Here is a 1,249-nt window from a genome sequence, read left to right as displayed (position 1 = left end):
CCCCCCCCCCCCCCCCCCCCCCCCCCCCCCCCCCCCCCCCCCCCCCCCCCCCCCCCCCAAACAAAAAACCCCCCCCCTAGATTAGCGAGTGTCTCGTGGGCTCGGAGATGTGTATAAGAGACAGAGATTGCACGGTACGGCGGCGTGTCCTGTGCAGTCTTTGCGGACTCGACGGTGGGGCTGTGGATAAGGGGGCGGAGGGTACGCAGTCAGGGTTGGCTGGGGGGATGGACGAGAACGGGACCCGGACGAGTGAACTGCTCAGAGACGGCGTGCCGTGGCGGGCGGTCTTCGGGACGAGATTCCACCGTCCCTTCTACGGCATGCGCACCGCAACCCCGCCCGACAGCCATCTCGCGCGCTGCCGCGCGGCCTCGGTCGTGCTGCCCGGGGATGCGCTCTTCAGTCATCGGTCAGCTGCCGTCATCCACGGGATGCCCCTGCCCCGCTGGGCGGAACCGACCGACGTGGAGGTCGCCGTATTCGAGCCCTGTCGGCCGCCCCGGCTGCGCGGCGTTCTCTCCCACCAGCTCACGCCGGACGACCACCGCTGGACGTTCGTCGAAGGCTTGCGCGTCATTGCGGCACAGGATGCGTGGGCACAGCTCAGTTCGCGGCTGCCGCTCGCCGACCTGGTCGCGATCGGCGACTATCTCATCACCGGTGACGAGCCGTATTCTGGCACACCCCCGCCGCTTGCACGGGACGACCTCGAGGCGGCGGTGCGGCGTCATGGCCGACGCCGTGGAGTACGAACACTGCGCCTCGCCCTCGATCGGATCCGGTACGGCTCCCTCTCACCGCAAGAGTCCCGCCTCCGGATCGCTTTGGAGGACGCCGGGCTCCCCACGCCGGCGCTGAACCATGTGATCCGGTCCGATGACGGTGAGCGGATCGAAGCCATGATCGATCTGGCCTATCCCGACGCTCACGTCGCAGTCGAGTACCTCGGGGATCACCACCGCGTCGATCAAACCGTCTTCCGCAACGACATCCACAGGCGCGAGCGGCTCGTCGAGCTCGGCTGGGAAGTGATCTTCGTCACCGCCGCGGACCCCTTCGACGTGGTGGCGTTGCGCGTCCGCAGAGCTCTCCACCGATCGACTACACGACTGTCTCTTATACACATCTCCGAGCCCACGAGACACTCGCTAATCTGGGGGGGGGGGGTGTTGTTGGGGGGGGGGGGGGGGGGGGGGGGGGGGGGGGGGGGGGGGGGGGGGGGGGGGGGGGGGGGGGGGGGGGGGGG

The 1,249-nt window shown here is 69.7% G+C and carries 2 protein-coding genes; both read right to left on the bottom strand.

The window, feature by feature from the left end; all coding sequences use genetic code 11:
* Positions 1-413: 413 nt before the first annotated feature.
* Entirely contained in the window at positions 414-734 is a 321-nt protein-coding gene (locus tag ACPYOG_RS19150) for a hypothetical protein (RefSeq protein ID WP_481295726.1), read from the bottom strand.
* A 63-nt stretch (positions 735-797) separates the two neighbouring features.
* Positions 798-1,127, bottom strand: a complete 330-nt coding sequence (locus ACPYOG_RS19145) for a hypothetical protein (protein WP_481295725.1) — start codon at positions 1,125-1,127, stop codon at positions 798-800.
* Between the last annotated feature and the right edge of the window lie 122 nt (positions 1,128-1,249).

It is taken from the genome of Leifsonia sp. HAY1-4F, from assembly GCF_056755275.1.
The sequence above is the reverse complement of the archived record's forward strand: the minus strand, read 5'-3'. Positions and strand labels throughout refer to the sequence as shown.